The following is a 17,295-nucleotide window of genomic DNA, read 5'->3' on the forward strand; positions in this document are numbered from 1 at the left end:
CGGATCGTAGATCATTGAATGTCCTCATCAATAATGATTACAATTCCCATTCCAAAAATTCCCCTAGCCCAAACGTCACGGCCATGTCGTCCATGGAATCCCTGCAGCACCGCGAGCTCGGCAGGCTGTATCGCGACCACCACGGCTGGCTGCGCGGCTGGCTGCTGCGGCGCCTGAACGTGCCGGCCGAGGCCGCCGACCTGGCCCAGGACACCTTCCTGCGGCTGCTGGCGTCGCCGGCCTCCATGGCGCAATTGCAGGGCGTGCGGCAACCGCGCAGCTTCCTGGCCACGGTGGCGCAGCGCACGCTGGTCGACCACATCCGCCGTCAGGTGCTGGAACGCGCCTGGCTCGAAACCCTGGCGCAGCAGCCCGAGGCCAGCGCCATTTCGCCCGAGACGCAGGCCATCCTGCTCGAAACCCTGCGCGAGATCGACGCCATGCTGCACGGCCTGGGCGACAAGGTGCGGCGCGCCTTCCTGATGTCGCAACTGGAAGGCGCCAGCTATGCCGAGATCGCCGCCCGCCTGGGCGTCACGGTCAGCTCCGTCAAGAAGTACATGGCGCGCGCCACCGAGCATTGTCTGGTGTACGCGCTGGCGCGGCAGTAGCGGCCATGGCGGACAAGACCATCGCCGTGGCGGCGCAATGGTACGCGCGCCTCTGTGCCGACGACGTCAGCGCGGCCGACCTGGCGGCGCATGGCCGCTGGCTGGCCGCCGATCCCGAGCACGCGCGCATCTGGCGCCAGGTCGAGCGGCTGCGCGGCACGCTGCAAGCGGCGCCGGCGCGGTTGGCCGCCGACACGCTGAACCGCGCCGACCAGCACTTCGCGCGGCGCCGCGCCGCGCTGCGCAACGGCCTGGGCGCGGTGGCGCTGTTGGGCGCGGGCGGGCTGATGGCCTGGCGCAGCCTGCCGATGGAGCGGATGCTGGCCGACTACCGCACCGGCGCCGGCGACCGCCGCGAACTGCGGCTGGCGGACGGCACCCTGCTGTGGCTCGACAGCGCCAGCGCGGTTGACGTGGCGGTCGATGGCGGCCAGCGCCGCATCGTCCTGCATGTCGGGGAAATCCTGATCGATACCGCAAACACCCGCCCCGGCCTGCCGCCTTTGCGCGTGGCCACCGTGCATGGCGTGGTGCGTCCCTTGGGCACGCGCTTTCTCGTCACCCGGCAGGGCGATCTGACGCGGGTCGCGGTGCTGCGCCATGCGGTGGCGCTGGAGCCCGCCAACGGCGGCCCGTCCGTGATGCTGAGCGCGGGCGAGCAGGGCACGCTGGGGCCCGCGGGCGCGCACGCGGCCGGCGCCATCATGGGTGAACCCGACGCCTGGACGCGGGGCCTGCTGGTGGTGGACAACTGGCGGCTGGGCGACTTCATTGCTCGTCTCGACCGTTACCGGCCGGGTCTGCTGCGATGTGATGACGCGGTGGCGGCGCTACGGTTGTCGGGGGCGTTTCCGGTCGACGACACCGACCAGGCCCTGGCCGCGGTGGCGCGCGCCTTGCCCGTGCGGGTGTCGCGCTACACCCGTTATTACGTCCGCATCGTCGCCCGCGATTGATTTATTTCCACGGCGCATTGTCCTTTTTCCGCGCTCGTCCGACTTAGCTGGGATTACGTCGGATCTGCCATACGGAAAACTGAGTCCATGCCTTCTGTACCCTTGCTTCGCTCCCGCGCCATGCTGGCGCCCCTGGCACGCGCCGTCCTGGCTGCGCTGACGGCTGCCTGCGCCGCGTCGCCCGCCCTTGCGCAGGCAGCCCCCAGCGCGCAGGCGGCGCGCCATTACGATGTGCCACCCGGTCCGCTGGGACTGGCCTTGAGCCGCTTCGCCGCCCAGGCGGGGGTGGTGCTGGCGTTCGACGCCACGCTGACCGAAGGCCGGCGGAGCGCCGGCCTGCAAGGCGACTATGGCGTGGCCGCCGGCCTGGCGGCGATGCTGTCGGGAACCGGCCTGGAGGCCGTCAACCAGGGCGGCAACCGCTACGGCCTGCGCGTGGCCAACGCGCAGACGCTGGCGCCGGTGCAGGTGCTGGGCGCGCGTGAACCCGGGCCCAGCGAAGGCACCGATTCCTACACGGTCGGCGTCTCGAACACCGCCACCCGGTTGCCGCTGACATTGCGCGAGACGCCGCAATCGGTCTCGGTGATGACGCGCCAGCGCCTCACCGACCAGGGCCTGAACACCCTGGAGGACGCCATCGTCAATACGCCGGGCCTGACCTTCAAGAAGAAGGGTTCGGCCGACGACAACGAAAAAGGGCTGTATGCCCGCGGCATGGAAATCACCAACATGCAGGTCGACGGCGTGCCGACCCACAAGGATTTCAACGCCCTGGGGCTGGATACCGCGCTGTATGACCGCATCGAGGTGGTGCGCGGCGCCACCGGCCTGCTCAGCGGCGCGGGCAACCCCGCCGCCTCCATCAACCTGGTGCGCAAGCGGCCGACGCGCGAGTTCGAGGCAGGCGTCGGCGCCAGCGTCGGGTCATGGGATTACAAACGCACCGAGTTCGATCTGGGCAGCCCATTGGATGCGTCCGGCAAGTTGCGCGGACGGCTGGTGGGCGCCTGGCAGGAGGGCGGGTCCTTCATCGACCGCGTCAAGCAGGATTCGCAACTGTTGTACGGTGTCATCGAGGCGGACCTGACCGAACGCACCCTGCTGACGCTGGGCGCGGAGTACCAGCGCAAGAAATGCACGGCCTGCTCGTACTTCGGTTTCCCGGCCTATTACGCGGACGGCTCGCAGACCGATTTTCGCCAGCGCTTCAATTCCGCCACCAACTGGAGCCGCCAGGAACGCACGCGCTACAACGTCTTCGCCACGCTCGACCACGAATTCGCGCCGTCATGGAAAGGCTCGCTGACACTGTCGCGCACCGGCGACGACAACGACCGCACTTACGGCTGGTTCAGCAGCAACGGCTGGGCCGATCCGCAGACCGGGCAGGGCGCGTCCGTGTGGGTCGCCAAGTGGCCGATCCCGAAAACCCAGAATGCGCTCGATGCCAGCCTGAGCGGCGCCTTCGACGCGCTGGGGCGTCGTCATGACCTGGTGCTGGGCGTGAGCCTTTCGCGCACCAAGGGCGACTACGACACCTATCCGCTGTGGACGGTCCCTGGCTACGACCCGGCCATCCCGGACGTGCGCGCCTGGGATGGCGACATGCCGCAGCCGCAGTGGCAGGCCACGGGCAAGCGCTACTACACCGAGAAGCAGAACGCGATCTATGGCGCGCTGCGCCTGCGTCCGACCGACGCGCTGTCGCTGGTGCTGGGCTCGCGGGTCACCTGGTGGGACCAGCAGGCGTCCTACACCTACAACGACGGCTCGGCCTATCCGGACGACATGCGCGAGCAAGGCGTGTACACGCCGTATGCCGGCGTGGTCTACGACCTGACGCCAACGCTGTCCGCCTACGCCAGCTACACCAGCATCTTTCTGCCGCAGCAGGCGCAGACCGTGTCGGGCAGCGGCATCGCGCCGATCAAGGGCGATACCTATGAGATCGGCCTGAAGTCCGCCTGGCTGGACGGCCGATTGAACGGCGCGCTGGCGCTGTTCCGCACCCGCCAGGACAACTACGCCATGCTGGACGGCGACAGGCTGGCGCCCAATGGCGACAGCGCCTACGTCGCCGCCAACGGCGCCGTGCTGCGCGGCGTTGAAGCCGAGCTCAGCGGCGAACTCATGCCCGGCTGGCAGATGCAGCTGTCGTATGCCTATGTGGATCGCCGCCTGCCCGCGGGCTTCTCGACCCAGGTCGGCCTGCCGCGTCACATCGCCAAGCTCTACACCACCTACCGACTGCCCGGCGACTGGAGCGCCCTGACTGTGGGGGGCGGGGTGCGCTGGGAAAGCGCCAGCGGCTTCACCAGCGGCGGCCCGGGCGGCCGGCAGTTGGAATCGTCGCAGGGCAGCTACGCCTTGCTCGACCTGATGGCGCGCTATCAGTTCAACCGCCAGTGGTCGGCCACGCTGAACCTGAACAACGTGCTGGACAAGAAGTACTACGCCAGCACCAATGTCTATAGCAACTACTACGGCGCGCCGTTCAGTGCGATGCTGGGGGTGAACTACCGCTATTGAGCGGCTTGCGGTGCTCGCCGAAGCGGCCGATCCGCGTGGCGCTGGCCTGGTTCAGCCCACGCCCCCGACCCGCACGCCGGCGCGCCGCGCCGGCTTTCGCTAGCGTCCTTCGAGGATGAAGCGCGTCCGCGCCTGCGTCGACGGATGGCTGGACAGCCAGTTCGGCATGGCGCCCGCCATCGCGGACTGCGCGCTCAGGCGTTGCAGTAATGCCGCCAGCAGCGCCGGATCCTTGCCCGCCTTGCGCAGGAGCGCGACCGCGGTGGCGTCGGCCTCGTGTTCGAAGGCGCGCGAGTAGGACAGATCCAGCAGTCCCGTGCCCAGCACGCTGGCCTCGTGCAGCAGACTGGATGCGTCGCCGCTGAAAAGAATCGTCACGGTCGACAGGCCAGCCAGGCGTCCCAGGCGTCTTATACCGTGGCGATGCTGTATGTGGCCGATTTCATGGGCCAGTACACCGGCCAGCATGTCGGGCGTTTCGGCCTGGCGCGCCAGTTCGTCCGTGACGATGACGCTGCCCCCCGGTAATGCCATGGCGTTGGCGCCGACCAGTGGACCTCCCTGGCGGAATAACAGCCGTGGCCGTTGCGGCGCCGCCTCGGCATTGGCCACCAATGCCTCGAACACCGCCTGGATGGCACGCTGGCGGTCGGGCGAGAGTTGGCTGGGCCGCAATACGGCCTGATCCAGCGTTCGCAGGACGTGGTTGCCAAGGCGGGTCTCGACAGTGGAGGGAACCGTTCGGGCGATGGCGTCCCCCAGCCACGGGATCGTCCAGCGCAGGCTGACGAGGAACGCCAGAGTGACCAGCGCCGCCAGCGCCAGTCCGGGCATGTTGAGACGTTCCAGACGGTGCAGCAGATGGCTGCGGCGGCCATGCAGGCGTTCCAGCCGGTCGACCTGATCGTTATCAGCGGTTTCGAAGGTGCTTTCGCCGGGCAACGCGGCACGCCGGGCGGCCGTACCGATACGGCTGGACCACCGCACGCTGCCGGCCGGCAGCGCCCGTTCCCGCTGACCGTACCGCAGGAGCAGACTGCCGTCCTCGCGCCAATGCAGGGTCGCGGGTTGGCTGGCCGCCGAGCGGGCTTCGAACAGTCGCCCATGGATCGCATGGCGCGCCGCGGTGTCCGCGGCGCTGGGCATGCCGCTGGCGCCTCCTGTGGGCCGGGCGCGGTCAGAGAGACGAGACAACGGCAAAGCCTTCAAGCTGGCTGAGTTCGGCGCCGAAGGCGCCGGGGGCGCGTGCCGGTTGCTGCGATACGAATTCGTCCAGGCCCGGCGCGGCCAGAACAATGATGCATTGCGCCACGTAGCGGTATCGGCGCACGCGCGCCCAAGGGTAGGCCAGGCCCACGCTGAACAGGCTGGCCGCGAGCCCGGACAGCGTGATCCAGATATAGCGCAGCGGCGCCATGTCGCTGCGCAGGCGATGACCGCCCGCCAGCGCGCAGCGGTTGATGATTTCGTTATGGGCGCAGGCGCTGTAGTACATGGCCGCAACCAACAGGGCGGCGTATAGCGTTGCGAGCATGACGGGCAGCACGGCCAGGAACATGCGCAGTCCGGGCGAGAGCGGGCGATGGCGGTTCGGCAGCGGCCCGAACAGTCCTCGCAGCATTTCTGGAAACGAGAATTCGGGGATCATCGCCGTTCCGACCAGTTGGGTGACCAACAGGCCAAGCAGGCAGACCGCGAGCAGCAGCGCCGCGCTGCGCAGCAACACGGCATACAGCGTTCTCAGGCGCGGCGCGCAGGTGAAGGCGGCGGCGCCAAAGCGGTAGCTCGCCGCCGCGTAGCGCGCCAGACGCTGTGTGGCCAAGGGCGCGAGCAGTCCGAGCGTGAAGACCGCAACCAGCGGGATGAGCACGAAGACCAGCAGTGCGCGCCCATAGCGGCCCTGGAAATCGAAGCGCACATTGCTCCAGGACGTCATGCAGGCGTTGAACCGCAGGCCGGCATTGATGGCCCAGGGCATGCCAGCCAGGAACAGAAGGGTGACCACTTTCTCGGCCAGCGGCCACAAGGCGCTGATGACCGAGATGCCGACGATCAGGACGATGGCGAGCAGGCGGCCTTTCAGTATCTGGCCCCCGGTGGCGTGATAGTCGAACCCGGCGCCCGCCAGGCGGGTATGGCCATAGAACCAGCGCTTCGTCCTGACCTTTGCCCAGGCCGACCAGATCCCCAGGGTGCACAGCGTCAACAGGACGTTGACGAGCCAGACGCCGAAGTAATCGCGCGCGGCGCCGTCGAACTGAAGGGGCAGCGCTTGCGGCGCGGTATTGCGGGAGAACCGTGGGGGGGATGCATCCCCGGCATCCGGAACCGCTTGGACTGGCAACTGTGGCATCTGACTATCTCGGGAGCGACGAACGGACGGATTCGCAAATCCTAGCAACACGCGAGCGGCGCAGATATGGGATAGGTCTGGTAACTGGTCGGGATCCCGCGCGCACCGACGCCAGCCTCGCGTTCCGTGCCGGGCTGTTGCGTGGCTGGCGTCGCGCATCAGCTACGAAGATGAGCGGGTGCTGCTGCTGCCCGCCTCGGGCACGGCCTTCGTGGCGCGGGCGCATGGCATCAACAACAATTTCCATGCTTTTACGCTGTTGCAGAACCTGATGCGCGACCACGTCCAGGCCTTGGGCGTGCGCCGCGAGATCGCCTGGCGCGATCCATGACGCGCGGCAACCGTCGATCACGTTCACGCGCTATCTGACGCCGGGCCAGGTGGCGGCCTACCTGGCTTGATCTGATGGGGGCGGGGCCTTGCGCGGGCAGACCGCCGCGCGTTGCAACAGATGAACCTCGTATGTTTCTCTTGTCTTGCCCGGCCGTTTCAGCCGACCTAGTATCGAGTCTCATTTTTATTTGGTTCATCGAGACGCCGGCTCGCGGGTCGCGTCCGCATGACATGGATCGTGACTGCAGCTCATCCCCTGGTGTCGGCCGTCAAGGCGCTCTACGTCGATCATCACGGCTGGCTCACGGCATGGCTGCGGCGCCGGCTGGGCTGCCCCGAGCAGGCGGCGGACCTGGCCCATGACACGTTCCTGCGGCTGCTCACGGCCAAGGTGCCGCCGGCCGAACTGGCGCAACCGCGGGCCTACCTGGTCACGGCCGCGCGCCGCCTGATGCTCGACCGCCTGCGGCGCCAGCGCGTCGAGCAGGCCTATCTCGACGCCATGGCGCAGGCGGCGGCGGCCTTGCCGCAACGGGCGCCTTCACCCGAGGCGCTGATGAGCGCGATTCAGGCGGTGGAGCAGTTGGCGGCGGCGCTGGCGACGCTGGCCCCGAAAGGCCGCGAGGCGTTCCTGTTGCATTACCTGGAAGACCTGAGCCAGCCGGTGGTGGCGGCGCGCCTGGGCATTTCCGTGCGGATGGTGCAGAAGTATCTGGCGCAGGGGCTGCTGCGCTGCCATCTGGTGCTGGCTCCATGATGACGGGGGGAGGCTCGTGGGGCCGGGAGCCGCCGGCATGACGCAGGCGCCGATCCCCGATGCCATCGCCGAGCAGGCGGCCCTGTGGGTCGTGCGCCTGAGCGCGGCCGATGTGACCGAGCGCGAGGCCGCGCGGCGGGAGCTGGCGGCCTGGGCGCGGCAAAGCCCGGCGCACGCGGCCGCGGCGCGGGGCATGCGGCGGGTGGTCGCGCAGATGCGCGAGCTGCGTGGCGCGGCGGCGCATGCGGCGGGGCCGGCGCGGGCAGGGTTCGACGCCGCCTTCGCGCATGCGGGCAAGCGCCGCGCGCACCGGTTGCGCGTCGCGATCGGCGCCTTGCTGTTCGCGGCGGTGGCGGGGTGGCCTGTCTTGCAGGCCTATCCCGTGGCCTATCTGCTGGCGGATGCGCGCAGCGCGCCGGGGCAGTGGCGCAGCCGCGTTCTGGAGGATGGCTCGCGGATCACGCTGGCCGGCAGCAGCGCGGTGAACCTGGCGTTCGATCCGCGGCGCCGGGAACTCGAACTGGTGCAGGGCCAGGTGCTGGTCGAGGTGGCCAAGGACGCCGCGCGTCCCTTCGTGGTGCGTACCGGCGAGGCGCGCCTGACCGCGCTGGGCACGCGGTACGTCGTCGCGCGGCACGACGCGGTGACCACCCTGACCATGATCGAGTCCCAGGTACGGGTCGACGCCGTCCATGGCTCCCAGACTCAACCCGTGGTGGTGCGGGCCGGGCAACGCGTGTCCGTGTCGGCGCAAGGCGTGGGGCCGGTCACGACGGTCGACGCCCGCGAGGTGGCGCAGGCCTGGCGCTTGCATCAACTGGTGGCGCACGACCGGCCGCTGACGGACGTGCTGGACGAACTGAATCGTCACCGGCCCGGCTGGATTCTCTATGACGGGGCCGCCTTGGCCGGTATCCGCATGGCGGTGGTGCTGCCGCTGGACGATCCTGACCGGGCGCTGCGCCTGCTGGCGGAAAGCGTGCCCGGGCTGACGTTGCGATTCGCATCGTCCTATCTGGTGTGGGTTGGGCGGACGGTGAATTGATCCGCGATTCCACGCGGTTTCGCCCGCGCGGTTCGTGTTCCGCGTGCTGACACGTCATGGCTTTTGAAAGGCGATGACCCGGCGCGTATCGATCGACCCCGGGCGCCCCATCCGAGGACCACGATCATGCACCAGATTCACGCGGCAAGCCCGCGCCGCCGTTCTCCGTTTTCCGCCCCGCGCGCCATCGCCGGCCTGGCTTTGCTGTCGCGCCTGATGCTGGCCGGGCTGGGCGTATCCGCCGCGCCCCCGACCCTGGCGCAGCAGGCCGACCCGCAGTACGACATTCCCGCCGGGCCGCTGGCGGATGCCTTGAGCCGCTATGCGCAGCAGTCCAACGCCGCGCTGTCGCTCGTTGCCGGCCAGGTGGCCGGTCTCCAGAGCCCGGGCCTGCATGGCCGCTACGGGCTGGACGATGGCTTCGCCGCGCTGTTGCGCGGCACCGGCCTGCAGGCCCGGCGGGGCGCGTCCGGGTATGTGCTGGTGACGGCGCCGGGAGTCACGGCGCTGGCGCCCGTCGTGGTCAAGGCCGACGCGCTGGCCGAAAAAGAGGTCTACCGCGCGCCCCGTTCATCGGTGCACCTGTCCAGCCAGGACCTCGACCGGTTCGGCCGGGTGTCGGCGGGTGATCTGCTTGCCGGCATTCCCGGCGTGCAGGTTGGCGACAGCCGCAATGGCGGCGGCCTGGATGTCAATATCCGCGGTATCCAGGGGCAGAGCCGGGTGGCCGTGCGGGTCGACGGTTCGGAGCAGGCGCTGGACGTGTACCGGGGCTACGCGGGCACGCAGCAGCGCAGCTACATCGACCCCGACCTCATCAGCACCGTGACGGTCAACAAGGGCCCGTCGGTGACATCCGGCGCCATCGGCGGTTCGGTGGAAATGCGCACCCTGGGGGTGCAGGATATCCTGCCGGAAGGCCGCCACATCGGCCTGCGCCTGAAGGGCGAAGCGTGGGACAACGGCGTGGCGCCAGCGCACCGGACCGGCAAGGCGCCCGCCGCCGTGGGGGACGCCGAGGAAAGCCTGAACGCGGTGCCCCATGATGACCAGGGCAGCCTGTCCGGCTCGCGCGCCAGATCGGGCAGTGCGGCGTTTGCCTACACCAACGCGCATCTCGACATCGTGGCGGCCTACGCCCACCGCAGGCAGGGCAATTATTTCTCGGGCAGGAAAGGGCGCGAGCGCTATCGCACCTACTACTCGAACGGCTACGAGCGCAACAGCGTGGCCAAGGTCTACAACCCGGGTGACGAGGTGCTGAACTCCTCCGCCGAAACCGAGTCGACGCTGTTCAAGCTGATCCTGCGGCCGGCGCAGGGCCACACGCTGGAGCTGGGCTATCGCCGCTACGGCGGCACCCTCGGCGAGATCATGCCATCGGATATCTTCCGGTCGGGCACGGCGGGTATCAGCCAGTATCCGCTGGGCCAGACCGACATCGACACCTACACCGCGCGCTACCAGTTCGAACCGGCGGACAACCCGCTGGTGGACCTGAGCGCCAGCCTGTGGCTGACCGACGCCAAGACCAGCCAGTTGACCTCGGTGTGGGCGCCCGCTACCCAGGCCTATCGGACGGACCGCAACTGGACGCGCCAGGCCGACCGCCGCATCGGTGGCGACCTGTCCAATTCCTCGCGCTGGCGGACGGCGCGCGGTGACTTCAAGCTCGACCTGGGCGGCTCGTTCCAGATCGAGGACATCCGCCCGCAGCGCGGCGTCGTGACGACGCAGCAGGACGTCGACGGCAACCGCACGCTGCGGGATGCCTCGCGCCAGGAGTTCAGCCTGAACGGCAAGCTGCAATACCAGCCGGTGCAGGCGCTGACGCTGTGGGGCGGGGCCCGCTACAGCCATTTCAGTGTCAGGGACAATGGCGTGTATTCCACCGCGCGCCGCGAAGCGCGCAACTTCCGTCACATCATGCTGTTCAAGCCGGGGGACGCGGCGTGGGTGCCGGGCGGTATCGGCTACCTGATGTGGTTCCCCGACGCGAGCGGCCGCTATACCGATGGCACCGACCCGCGCCTGCACGGCGGCACCGTTTTCTTCGACAGCAATCGCCCGGAGGTCGGCGTGCCCTACGACGGCTTCGGCGCGGACGAAACCCGCACGCGGGTATTTCCCGAGGATGAAGTGGAGATCGTCACCGGCTACGACCACGCGCCCCAGCAGCGCAGCGGCGGGGGCGCGTTCTCGCCGTCGCTCGGCTTGAACCTGGAGCTGGTGGCGGATACCTTCGTCTATGCCTCGTACACCCAGGGCTTGCGCCTGCCGTCGCTGTTCGAGACCAGCCTGGGCACGCTGCAGCTCACGCCCGGGCGCGGGCTCAAGCCGGAACGCTCCAACAGTTGGGAGGCCGGCGCCAGCACGCTGCGCGGCAACCTGTTCGTGGACGGCGATTCGATCGCGGCCAAGGTGGCGTATTTCAACAACCACATCAAGCACTACATTACGCGCTATTACGACCAGGGAGTGATGCAGTTCCGCAATACCGACAGCTACCAGACCAGCGGGTTGGAATTCCAATCCCACTACGATGCCGGGCGCGTGTTCGCGGATCTGGCGGCCACGTACTACCTGAAGACCGAAACGTGCGATGCGGCCTTCGCGCGGAAACTGCGCGACAACGCCGGGCCCTATCAGCGCACGGAGAACACGCCCGAGTGCACGCCGGGCAGCTTCATGGGGTCGTACGCCAACACGCAGAACCCGCCGCGACTGGCGGTGAGCCTGACATCCGGCCTGCGCCTCTTCAACGAAACCCTTACCCTGGGCGGGCGCATGACCTACACGTCGGGGCCCACCGCCACCGCCGACCGGCCGTGGCAGACCGCGCCGACCACGCCGCAACTGGTCTATCAGCAAGTCACCTTGTTCGACCTGTTCATGGCCTATGCGCTACGCCCGCAGACGCTGATCAGCCTGTCGGTGCAGAACCTCACGAACCGCTACTACCTGGATCCGCTGGCGTCGAGTTTCATGCCGGCGCCCGGCCGCACCCTGCGCGTGGGCTTGCAGGCGCGCTTCTGACAAGGCCGCCCTGCCATGTGCCCGGGGCCGCCCCGCCCGGCGGCGGCCCCGGGGATTCAATTCCGCTGCGGGCCCGGCGGGCGCGCGGCCGCGCGCCACAGGTCGAGGAAGTGGCGCTTCTTGAGTGGGTCCAGATACACCAGCAGCCCCACCCCCAGCGCCACCGGGCGCACGCCCGCGGCCGGGACCACCGACGCGCCGACCGGCCGCATGCCGGACTGGCGCGCGATCATCTCCTGGCCGCGCGCTGACAACAGGTAGTCCAGAAAGCGGCCGCCCAGGTCCGGGCGCGGCGCCTGCCGTGGAATGATCGCCGAGCGCGACAGCATCAAGGTGTAGTCCTGCGGATAGACAATCGCCAGCGGCGCGCCGCGCTCGATGCGATGGCGCGTATACGACTCCAGCAGGTTGTGGGCCAGCGTGATCTCGCCGCGCTCGAGCTTGTCCAGCGCCTGCTCGGTCGATTCGTGCACGCTGGCGCGGTTGCGGCCGAACGCGGCCAGCAGCGCGCCGGCCAGGCTGTCCAGGCGCGCGTCCTGGGTGGCGGCCAGGTAGCCGATGCCGCTGCCCTCGACGTCGTAAGTCGAGATGCGGCCGGCCAGCGGCTGGTCGGCGGCCTGCAGCAGCGCCAACAGTTCGCGCCGGGTGCGCGGCGCACGCGGGGGGGCGAGCCGGCGGGTGTCGTAGACCATCACGATCGGATCGGTGCCGATGCTGAAGACCTCGTCGCGCCAGTTGGCCCAGGCGGGCAGGGCGCGGGTCTCGGGCGACACGTGCGGCTGCGCGTGGCCGTCGTTGACCAGCTTGGTCTGCAAGTCCATGGCGCTGCTGATGATGAGGTCGGGGCCGGCCGGCGCGCCCGGCGCGCGGCGGGCGCGATCGATCACATCGCTATAGAGCGCCTGGGTCGACAGCTCCGTGTACTCCAGCCGGACGCCGGGATTGAGCCGGCTGAAGTCCTCCAGCACACCGCGAAATACCTGCACGCTGTTGGACGCATGCAGCACCAGCACATTCTTGCTGTCCGCCGGGCCCAGCGTCAGGCCAGCGGCGCGGGTCTCGGCGCAATGGCCGATGGGGCCCGACAGCAGGGCCGCGCCGGCGATGAGCAGGCGCGCGAGCAAGGCGCGTCTAGTCGTCATGGTCGTAGGCCGGCAGGCGCATGACGGCTTGCAGGCCGCCGCCAGGCCGGTTGCTCAGGTTGAGGTCGCCGCCGTGGCTGTCGGCCACGCGCTTGACGATCGACAACCCCAGGCCGGCGCCGGGCGTGCGCGGATTGGGGCCGCGCGAGAAACGCTCGAAGGCGCTTTGCGCCAGCGCCGGCGCGATGCCGGGGCCATGGTCGGCCACCGTGACGCGCCAGCGGCTTTCTTCACGGTCGAGGAGGATATCGATGGGGCCGCCCTTCGAGGCGCCATGGCGCAGGGCGTTGTCGATCAGGTTCTTGAAGGCCTCGCGCAGCATCAGGCTGTCGCCCGCAATGCGGCAGGGGCCGCCGTGACCGCTGTCGGGCAGGTGCAGGCGGACATCCGGCCGCGGCTCGGCCTGGGGCACGGTGTCGTAGACGGCCTGGCCGAGCAACTCCGCCAGATCCACCGGCTCGAACCTGCGCAGGTTGCTGCGGTGGATGACGCTGGCGTCGCTGAGCAGTTGGTTCACCAGGCGCGACAGTTTTTCGGCGTTGCGCAGCACCGCCAGCAGGCTGCGGCGCTGTTCGGAGGGATCGTCCTCGTCCAGCGCCACTTCCATCTGCGCGTGCAGCGCCGCCAGCGGTGTGCGCAACTGGTGCGCGGCCTCGGCGATGAACAGGCGCAGCGTGTCCAGGTTTTCCGACAGCCGCGCCATGAAGCCGTCGAGCGTCTGCACCAGGGTGTCGAGTTCCTCCGGTACCGGCGCGCCAATGGGATGCAGGTCGGACGCGCTGCGCGCGGCCAGCTCGCGCTCGATGCGCTGGATCGGCGCCAACGAGCGTTGCAGGCCCCAATACGCCAGCGCCAGCGCCGCGGCGGTGAAACCGATCAGCGTCAGGGTGCCGCGCCACAGGATGCTCGCGGCCAGCGCATTGCGCGCCTCGCGCGTCTGTGCCACCTGGATCCGCGCGGCTTCCGTGGCGCGCGGGCCGGCGATCTTGCGTTCCATCCAGGCCACCCGCACCGGCTGGCCCTGGTAAGTGGCGGTGAATAGCTGCGTTTCGGCGCTGGCCTCGGTGTTGCGGCCGGGCGGCGCGGGCAGGTCGGCGTAGCCGGAAATCAGCGCGCCATCGGCCGCCGTCACGCGGTAGAACACGCGGTCGCGCGGTGCCTGTTCCAGCAGCGCCAGGGCAGCGTAGGGCATGTCCATCTGCCATTCGCCCTGCACCAGTTGCAGGCTGTCGGCCAGCGACAGCACCGAGGCGCGCAGCAGTTGGTCGTAGGTGGTGTCGGCGGTCTGCTGCGCATAGCCGCGCACCAGCAGATAGAGCGCGCCCAGCCCCGCCACGAACAGCGCCAGCAACATCGCCAGCAGGCGCCGGCGCACGGAAATGCGGCGGGGCGACACCGGCTCAGTCCCGTGTCGGCGCGGCCGCGTCGGGCTCCCCGGCCGCCGTCAGCAGATAGCCGGTGCCGCGCTGCGTCTCGATGCGCAGCGGCGACCCTTCCAGTTTCTTGCGCAACCGCGCGATATAGACCTCGATCGCATTGGGCGCGGCCTCGTCATCGAACGCGAACAGCTTGTTGGCGATCTCGGCCTTGCTGACCGCGCGGTTCATGCCGGCCAGCAGGATCTCTAGCAGGCTGTACTCCCGCTTGGGCAAGTCGATGCGCCGCCCCGCCAGGCTGACCTGCCGCGCCGCGCTGTCGATCACCAAGTCGCCAAACCGCAGCACCCCCGCCGCCTGCACGCTGGGCCGCCGCAGCAACGCCCGGCAGCGCGCCTCCAGCTCGCGAAAGTCGAACGGCTTGGCCAGGTAATCATCGGCCCCCGTATCCAGCGCATGCACCCGATCCTCGATATCGATCCGCGCCGTCAACGCCAGCACCGGCGTCTTGCTGCCCCGATCCCGCAACCGGTGCAGGATCTCGAACCCCGACAGGCGCGGCAGCCCGATATCCAGAATCACCAGGTCAAAGGTCTCGTACTGCAACACCCCATCCGCGCTCAACCCATCATTCTGGCAATCGACGGCATGACCGAGACGACGCAGTCGGCGTACGAGCGCGTCGGCCAGGTCCTCATCATCTTCGATCACCAGAATCCGCATGCGCGAATTGTCGCATAGCGCCCCGCGCCACCAGTGTGCCCCCCGCCGCCACATCCGTCCCCGTGTAACGCCCTGTCATAGCGCCCCGCTACTCCCACCAGCGCGCAGCGCACACCGCCACGCAATCCCCCACCCCGCCCCGGACGGCCTACATCCCTTCGTTGCTCAACGATCAATCCCCCACCCGACCCCGGCCCCCAAAAAACGACAGGTTCCAGACAGCTTTTATTCCTAGTCTTGCGCCCCAGCGCCCCCCAAGCGCACATAACAACGAGTCCGGAGATACCCCTCATGCTATTGACCCTGCTTGGCTTCGGCATGGTGATCACGTTCATGACGCTGATCATGACCAAGCGCCTGTCGCCGCTGGTGGCGCTGATTCTCGTGCCCATCCTCTTCGCCCTGCTCGGCGGCTTCGGTGGCGGCATCGACAAGATGATGCTCGACGGCATCCGCAAGATCGCGCCCACCGGCGTCATGCTGATGTTCGCCATCCTCTACTTCGGCGTCATGATCGACGCCGGCCTGTTCGACCCCATCGTCGGCCGCATTCTGCGCGCGGTGAAAGGCGACCCGCTCAAGATCGTGATCGGCACTACCGTGCTGGCGCTGGTGATTTCGCTGGACGGCGACGGCTCCACCACCTACATGATCGTGGTGGCCTCGATGCTGCCGCTGTACCGTCGCCTGAAGATGAACGCGCTGTCCATGACCTGTCTGGCGATGCTGGCCAGCGGCGTCATGAACCTGACGCCGTGGGGCGGGCCGACCGCGCGCGCCGCCAGCGCCCTGCACGTGGACGCCGGCGACATCTTCGTGCCGCTGGTGCCGGTGATGGGCGTGGCTATCGTCGCGATCCTGGTGCTGGCCTTCTTCCTGGGCCTGCGCGAACGCCGCCGCCTGGGTGTGCTGTCGCTGCCCGACGGCGCCGCGCTGCACGCCGGCTATGACGAGGACGGCCCCAAGAACCTGCCCGAGATCGAGGTCGACCACGACCTGCGCCGCCCCAGGCTGCTGTGGGTCAACGCCGGCCTGACGCTGGCGCTGATGGTGAGCCTGGTGATGGGCGTGCTGCCGCTGCCGGTGCTGTTCATGATCGCTTTCGCGGTGGCGCTGATCATCAACTATCCGAACCTGGCCGAGCAGCGCCGCCGGGTGGCGCAGCATGCCGGCAACGTGCTGTCGGTGGTGTCGCTGATCTTCGCCGCCGGCATCTTCACCGGCATCCTGTCGGGCACCGGCATGGTGGAAGCCATGTCGCGCAGCCTGCTGGCGGTGATCCCCGACGCGCTCGGGCCCTACCTGGCCGGCATCACCGCGCTGGTCAGCCTGCCGTTCACCTTCTTCATGTCGAACGATGCCTTCTACTTTGGCGTGCTGCCGATCCTGAGCGAAGCCGCGCAGGGCTATGGCATTTCGCCGGTGGAAATGGCGCGCGCCTCGCTGATCGGCCAGCCGGTGCACCTGCTCAGTCCGCTGGTGCCGTCGACCTACCTGCTGGTGGGCCTGGCCGGCGTCGAGTTCGGCGACCACCAGCGCTATTCGCTCAAGTGGGCGACGATGGTATGCCTGGTGATGCTGGCGGCCGCGCTGGCGTTCGGTCTGTTCCCCCTGGTCGGTGCCGTCGCCTGACGGCGGCGCTTTCCCCGACATTACTTGAAAGGAGCACGTTCATGGCTTTGCGCATTGCTTACGTCACCAGCGGCATGGGCCACACCGGCACCGCGATCTGCCAGGCGCTGCACCACGCGGGCCACCGCGTCATTGCCGGCTGCGGGCCGCGCTCGTCGCGCAAGGACCACTGGTTGAAGGAACAGAAGTCGCTGGGGTACGACTTCATCGCCTCGGAAGGCGACGCCACCGATTGGGCCTCGACCGAGGCGGCTTTTGCCAAGGTGCGGCGCGAGGTCGGCGAGATCGACGTGCTGGTCAACAACGCCGGCGCCATGCTCGACATGCGCTTTCGCCAGATGAGCCATGCCGATTGGTCGGCGGTGCTGCGCAGCAACCTGGACACGCTGTTCAACAGCACCAAGCAGGTGGTCGACAGCATGGCCGAGCGCGGCTGGGGCCGCATCATCAACATCGGCTCGGTCGCTGCCGAGAAAGGCCAGATCGGCCAGATCAACTACGCCACCGCCAAGGGCGCGGTGATCGGCTTCACGCGCTCGCTGGCGCAGGAAGTGGCGGCGCGCGGCGTCACCGTCAACCTGGTGTCGCCGGGCTTCATCGCCGACGACACCGTCAAGGCCTTCCCGCCCGCGCTGCTCGACCGCATCATCGAAAGCGTGCCGGTGGGCCGCCTGGGCACCGCTCAGGACCTGGCCGGGCTGTGCGCCTGGCTGGCATCGGACCAGGCGGCGTTCGTGACCGGCGCCAACTACGCCATCAACGGCGGGGTGTACATGAGCTGAGTCGGCGGCGCGCATGG

14 protein-coding genes are annotated in these 17,295 nt (G+C 68.9%); 9 read left to right on the forward strand and 5 right to left on the reverse strand.

The window, feature by feature from the left end; all coding sequences use genetic code 11:
• The first annotated feature begins 83 nt into the window (after positions 1 to 83).
• From ACN6O8_RS00100 to ACN6O8_RS00110, 3 genes are all read left to right on the forward strand, one after another.
• Positions 84 to 611, forward strand: coding sequence for a sigma-70 family RNA polymerase sigma factor (locus ACN6O8_RS00100; protein WP_427989070.1), 528 nt, complete (start codon positions 84 to 86; stop codon positions 609 to 611).
• A gap of 5 nt (positions 612 to 616) precedes the next feature.
• A complete protein-coding gene (locus ACN6O8_RS00105) occupies positions 617 to 1,567 on the forward strand; it encodes a FecR domain-containing protein (RefSeq protein WP_427989071.1) in 951 nt (316 codons plus the stop codon).
• Positions 1,568 to 1,654: 87 nt separating this feature from the next.
• The gene (locus tag ACN6O8_RS00110; protein ID WP_427989072.1) at positions 1,655 to 4,099 is read left to right on the forward strand and encodes a TonB-dependent siderophore receptor; all 2,445 of its coding nucleotides are present in this window, start codon (positions 1,655 to 1,657) and stop codon (positions 4,097 to 4,099) included.
• Positions 4,100 to 4,198: 99 nt separating this feature from the next.
• Here the strand turns inward: ACN6O8_RS00110 and ACN6O8_RS00115 are convergent, their stop codons facing one another.
• Together ACN6O8_RS00115 and ACN6O8_RS00120 are read right to left on the reverse strand one after the other, a co-directional pair.
• Positions 4,199 to 5,245, reverse strand: coding sequence for a M48 family metallopeptidase (locus tag ACN6O8_RS00115; protein WP_427989073.1), 1,047 nt, complete (start codon positions 5,243 to 5,245; stop codon positions 4,199 to 4,201).
• A gap of 31 nt (positions 5,246 to 5,276) precedes the next feature.
• Complete coding sequence (locus ACN6O8_RS00120; RefSeq protein ID WP_427989074.1) at positions 5,277 to 6,503, reverse strand: YjgN family protein; 1,227 nt, start codon at positions 6,501 to 6,503, stop codon at positions 5,277 to 5,279.
• A gap of 127 nt (positions 6,504 to 6,630) precedes the next feature.
• Here ACN6O8_RS00120 and ACN6O8_RS00125 point away from each other — a divergent pair, with 127 nt between their 5' ends.
• The 4 genes from ACN6O8_RS00125 to ACN6O8_RS00140 all read left to right on the forward strand — a co-directional run bounded on the left by ACN6O8_RS00125 (position 6,631) and on the right by ACN6O8_RS00140 (position 11,623).
• Positions 6,631 to 6,783 (forward strand): hypothetical protein, encoded by a 153-nt coding sequence (locus tag ACN6O8_RS00125; RefSeq protein ID WP_427989075.1) that lies wholly within the window; start codon positions 6,631 to 6,633, stop codon positions 6,781 to 6,783.
• Between the two features lie 240 nt (positions 6,784 to 7,023).
• Positions 7,024 to 7,542 (forward strand): sigma-70 family RNA polymerase sigma factor, encoded by a 519-nt coding sequence (locus ACN6O8_RS00130; protein WP_427989076.1) that lies wholly within the window; start codon positions 7,024 to 7,026, stop codon positions 7,540 to 7,542.
• A 37-nt stretch (positions 7,543 to 7,579) separates the two neighbouring features.
• Positions 7,580 to 8,587 (forward strand): FecR family protein, encoded by a 1,008-nt coding sequence (locus ACN6O8_RS00135; RefSeq protein ID WP_427989077.1) that lies wholly within the window; start codon positions 7,580 to 7,582, stop codon positions 8,585 to 8,587.
• A gap of 126 nt (positions 8,588 to 8,713) precedes the next feature.
• The gene (locus tag ACN6O8_RS00140; RefSeq protein WP_427989078.1) at positions 8,714 to 11,623 is read left to right on the forward strand and encodes a TonB-dependent receptor domain-containing protein; all 2,910 of its coding nucleotides are present in this window, start codon (positions 8,714 to 8,716) and stop codon (positions 11,621 to 11,623) included.
• Between the two features lie 56 nt (positions 11,624 to 11,679).
• Here the strand turns inward: ACN6O8_RS00140 and ACN6O8_RS00145 are convergent, their stop codons facing one another.
• Genes ACN6O8_RS00145 through ACN6O8_RS00155 form a run of 3 tightly spaced genes read right to left on the reverse strand, consistent with a single transcriptional unit; the run spans position 11,680 to position 14,864 of the window.
• Positions 11,680 to 12,765, reverse strand: a complete 1,086-nt coding sequence (locus tag ACN6O8_RS00145) for an ABC transporter substrate-binding protein (protein ID WP_427989079.1) — start codon at positions 12,763 to 12,765, stop codon at positions 11,680 to 11,682.
• On the reverse strand, positions 12,755 to 14,161 hold the full coding sequence (locus tag ACN6O8_RS00150) for a sensor histidine kinase (protein ID WP_427989080.1): 1,407 nt from the start codon (positions 14,159 to 14,161) through the stop codon (positions 12,755 to 12,757). Before ACN6O8_RS00150 ends, ACN6O8_RS00145 begins: the two co-directional genes overlap by 11 nt.
• A gap of 4 nt (positions 14,162 to 14,165) precedes the next feature.
• Entirely contained in the window at positions 14,166 to 14,864 is a 699-nt protein-coding gene (locus ACN6O8_RS00155) for a response regulator (RefSeq protein ID WP_427989081.1), read from the reverse strand.
• Positions 14,865 to 15,155: 291 nt separating this feature from the next.
• On the opposite strand from ACN6O8_RS00155, the gene ACN6O8_RS00160 reads away from it, so the two are divergent.
• Together ACN6O8_RS00160 and ACN6O8_RS00165 are read left to right on the forward strand one after the other, a co-directional pair.
• Positions 15,156 to 16,496, forward strand: coding sequence for a CitMHS family transporter (locus tag ACN6O8_RS00160; protein ID WP_427989082.1), 1,341 nt, complete (start codon positions 15,156 to 15,158; stop codon positions 16,494 to 16,496).
• 41 nt (positions 16,497 to 16,537) lie between these two features.
• Positions 16,538 to 17,278 (forward strand): SDR family oxidoreductase, encoded by a 741-nt coding sequence (locus ACN6O8_RS00165; RefSeq protein ID WP_427989083.1) that lies wholly within the window; start codon positions 16,538 to 16,540, stop codon positions 17,276 to 17,278.
• The last annotated feature ends 17 nt before the right edge of the window (positions 17,279 to 17,295 follow it).

It is taken from the genome of Achromobacter sp., assembly GCF_050285565.1.
GTDB lineage: Bacteria > Pseudomonadota > Gammaproteobacteria > Burkholderiales > Burkholderiaceae_B > Achromobacter.